We start from the raw sequence: 3,679 nt of genomic DNA, 5'->3' as shown, positions 1-3,679 counted from the left end.
TCTCCTTCTAACCAAGTTGAATGCGTCAGGCAGCAGTTTGGTCTATTCTACGTATATCGGGGGAAGCTCTCTGGATTGGGGCCGTGGTATCGTCATAGATGGTAGCGGCAGTGCGTATGTAACGGGTTGTACTTGGTCAACCGATTACGATGTTACCTCAGGAGCGTTTCAAACAACGAATGGGGGCAACGCAGATGTTCTTCTAACCAAATTGAATGCGTCAGGCAGCAGTTTGGTCTATTCTACGTATATCGGGGGAAGTAGTAACGATGAAGGCTATGGCATTGCCGTAGATGGCAGTGGCAGTGCGTATGTAACGGGTTATACAAATTCAACCAATTACGATGTTACCGCAGGGGCATTTCAAACGACGAATGGAGGACTTTGGGATGTTTTTGTAACGAAGTTGAATGCGTCGGGAAGTGGCTTGGTGTATTCTACGTATATTGGGGGAAGTGGTGATGATGTGGGCTATGGCATTACCGTAGATGGCAGTGGCAGTGCGTATATAACGGGTTATACTCAATCAACCGATTACGATGTTACCGCAGGGGCGTTTCAAACAACGTACGGAGGAGGAACTTATGATGTTTTTGTAACGAAGCTGGATTTTACAGTAACCTCATTACAGGAAAACACTATTACTTCTGAAACTAAAAATAATTTTAGTCTGTATCCTAACCCTGCACAGAACTATGTAATAATAGAGAACTACACAAATAGCGTTCAGGAATATGAATTAAGTGATATTTCAGGTAAAGTATTGCAGGTTTATACGTTACCGCAAGGTAAAAATAACATAGAACTGAACTTACCAAAGGGAATGTATTTCATCCGAGCACGAAGAGGGGGTAAAGCAGAGAGGTTTGTAGTGGAGTAGAATGAAGTAAAAGCCCCTGCAAATAAATTTGCAGGGGCTTTTTGCGTGAGGCATGCGGAGGGCGTGCGTTAGCACGGTGCGGAGCGCAGCGAAGCACCGAAGCGCTAGCGTAGCCCGTAGCACGCCGACCCTTGCGCAGCAAGGGGCACGCCCAAAAAATAAAATTACTTAAAGTTCTTAATTTTCAATCTTGCATTGTGTTCAGGTGCATTTTCAAAAGTGGCAAATATAGTTTGCACAGCAAGTATTTGGTCTGAACTTTTTACCTTGTACTGAAAAATATATTTACGCTTTTGGGCTTCGTCTGCAAAAGCATACTGGGCTACGCTATCTGTGTAGGAAGCAAGTATTTTCATGTTTTTGAATTCAAAAACATGCTGTTTTTGGGGGCGCGCTAATTCCATTTGTGGAACTACTTGACCTGAATCCGCATACACAATTTGACAAGAAAAATCGGGATGAGATAAGCTCAATTGTTGAGGTTCGGTGTGGTTAAGAGAGGTATTTTTAGGAAGTTTCAAGTAAAAACCATGCTCTCTGAATAGTTTTTCACTTAACTGCTCTTCAAAACCTTTTTCATACAACTTTTTATGCATTTGAGATTGCTCAAATAACCTGAACTCATCAGCAAGGTTGTGTCCCTTTTGCAAAAAACGCTCTACTAAAAGAGAATCTGAACCACTATAAGCATAAACAATTTTTTGAGGTATCGCAAAAGTATCATTTTCTACTTTTACAAAGCCTAAGTTGCGTCTTGCGTTCTCTCTACCTGCTTCGGTCAAATGGGATAAAATTAGTTCACTTGCTGCTGAACCATCATTAACATTGCCAACTACTAACAAGTTTCTCTGCGTTTTATGTAATTCCCAATTATCGAACGCTACAAATTTGACTTGATAAGGGCGTTCCATGTTAAAAACTTCTTCAATAGCGCTTTTGAGAGGATGCGCTAAAAGGCGTTTATCCATAAGAATGTGTATTTCCCCTACTTTACCTTGCGAACGGACTTTCTTTTTAGTGCTTTTACAACCTGCAAACAGTGCGATTACTGCCAATAGAATACCACAAAACAGAGCTTTTTTTAATTTAGATAGCAACCTTTCTTGTGAAAAAGTGAAGTTCATACGTTTGAATACAACTTATCAATTTGCTAAAAAGTTTGAAGCTGTATTTTCTTGCAAAAAGCGCACAGATGCCACCAAGTCTTTATGCAAAAAGCGGTCTTTATCTATGAATGGCACATATTCTCTGTACGCTTTCCATAATTTTTCTAAGGCAGGGCTAGTGCTGCCTTGTTTTCTAAAAGAAGCTGCTTGCGCTGCGGTCATAAGTTCAATGGCTAACACTTTTTCTACATTTTCTAAAATTTTGTACAGTTTAACGGCGCTATTAGCGCCCATACTTACATGATCTTCTTGTCCATTAGAGCTTGGTATAGAGTCCACACTGTTGGGCATACACAGCATTTTTATTTCAGATACTATGCCTGCTGCTACATATTGCGGTATCATCAAACCTGATTGTAAGCCTGGATTTAAGGTTAAAAATAGGGGTAGTCCCCTTTGTCCTGATAATAGAAGGTAAGTTCTACGTTCGGAAATACTGGCTAGTTCAGCCATTGCCATGGCTAAATAGTCTAAGGGTAAAGCTAATACCTGTGCATGAAAATTTCCACCTGATAGCACAACTTTATCTTGATAAAATACATTTGGATTATCGCTGACTGCGTTAATTTCTGTAGTGAAAATTTCTTCTACGTGTTTTATAGCCGTGTAGGTAGCGCCGTGCACTTGGGGAATACATCTGAATGAGTAAGGATCTTGTACATGTTTTTTAGGTTGTTGTATCCATGTAGAGTCCTGCAACCAAGTGCGAAGGCTTTGGGCTGCTTCTATTTGTCCCTTATGAGGGCGTATTGCATGTAGGCGTTCATCAAAAGGTTCTATGCGCCCATCAAAGGCATCTAGGGAAAGTGCAGCAATTGCATTTGCCCACTGCCAAAGTTGATGAGCTTTATGTATGCAGTAAGCGCCGTAGGCTGTAATAAATTGTGTTCCATTGATTAAGGCTAATCCTTCTTTTGGACCTAACTCAATAGGTTTAATAGCGTCAATTTGCTGAGTAGGGGTTATTTTACCTTGCAACCATACTTCGCCTTCTTTTATCAGGGGCAAAGACAAATGAGCTAAAGGGGCTAAATCTCCACTTGCGCCCAAAGATCCTTGGGTATAAACCACAGGAATAAAATTGTTATTCCACAAAAAAACCAGCTGTTGTATAGTAGCCGAATTTACTCCCGAATAGCCTTGTAAAAGTGCTTTAATCTTAAAAAGTATCATTAAGCGAACAATTAAAATGGGTACGGTATCTCCAATTCCACAAGCATGCGAACGAAGTAAATTGACTTGTAATTCTTTAAGCTCGCTTTTAGAGATAGCTGTGTTGGCTAATGCGCCAAATCCTGTATTAACGCCATAGATGAGAGTATTCAGATCTTCGGTAATTTCTTGAATGTACTGATAGGAAAGCTGAATTTGTTCTAATAAACTTCTGTCTATGTCAATTGCTTGTGGATTTTGGGCTAAAGCTACTGCTTCGTCAATATATAAAGGTTTTTGAGTGAATATAAACATATTTGCAAAAATAGTTGATTTTGCTGTTAAATTAAGTTTGTTTTTTCTTTTTTTGGGCGTGCCCTTGCCCGCTTTCGCTGCGCTCACGCGGGCAAGGTCGGCGTGCTTCGGGCTACGCTATCGCTTCGGTGCTTCGCTTCGCTCCGCACTGGGCTAACGCCCACCC

Annotated in this window: 3 protein-coding genes; 1 reads left to right on the top strand and 2 read right to left on the bottom strand. The window is 40.8% G+C overall.

Features of this window, described 5'->3' with window-relative positions; all coding sequences use genetic code 11:
• Window positions 1-880 (top strand): SBBP repeat-containing protein (locus NZ519_13000; protein ID MCS7029672.1); only part of this gene is annotated, 880 nt, incomplete at its 5' end.
• 164 nt (window positions 881-1,044) lie between these two features.
• On the opposite strand, the gene NZ519_12995 is transcribed toward NZ519_13000, so the two are convergent.
• Both NZ519_12995 and hutH read right to left on the bottom strand, forming a co-directional pair.
• Entirely contained in the window at window positions 1,045-2,004 is a 960-nt protein-coding gene (locus tag NZ519_12995; protein ID MCS7029671.1) for a DUF4837 family protein, read from the bottom strand.
• Between the two features lie 18 nt (window positions 2,005-2,022).
• Entirely contained in the window at window positions 2,023-3,513 is a 1,491-nt protein-coding gene (gene hutH / locus NZ519_12990; GenBank protein ID MCS7029670.1) for a histidine ammonia-lyase, read from the bottom strand.
• Window positions 3,514-3,679: the final 166 nt, after the last annotated feature.

It is taken from the genome of Bacteroidia bacterium, from assembly GCA_025056095.1.
Lineage (GTDB): Bacteria > Bacteroidota > Bacteroidia > JANWVE01 > JANWVE01 > JANWVE01.
Note: the sequence above shows the minus strand (reverse complement) of the source record. Positions and strands in the feature narration are given on the sequence as shown.

Bases quoted from the DNA above. Each gene is read 5' to 3' on its own strand.
- NZ519_12995 (MCS7029671.1), bottom strand. From the start codon at position 2,004: ATGAACTTCACTTTTTCACAAGAAAGGTTGCTATCTAAATTAAAAAAA.
- hutH (MCS7029670.1), bottom strand. From the start codon at position 3,513: ATGTTTATATTCACTCAAAAACCTTTATATATTGACGAAGCAGTAGCT.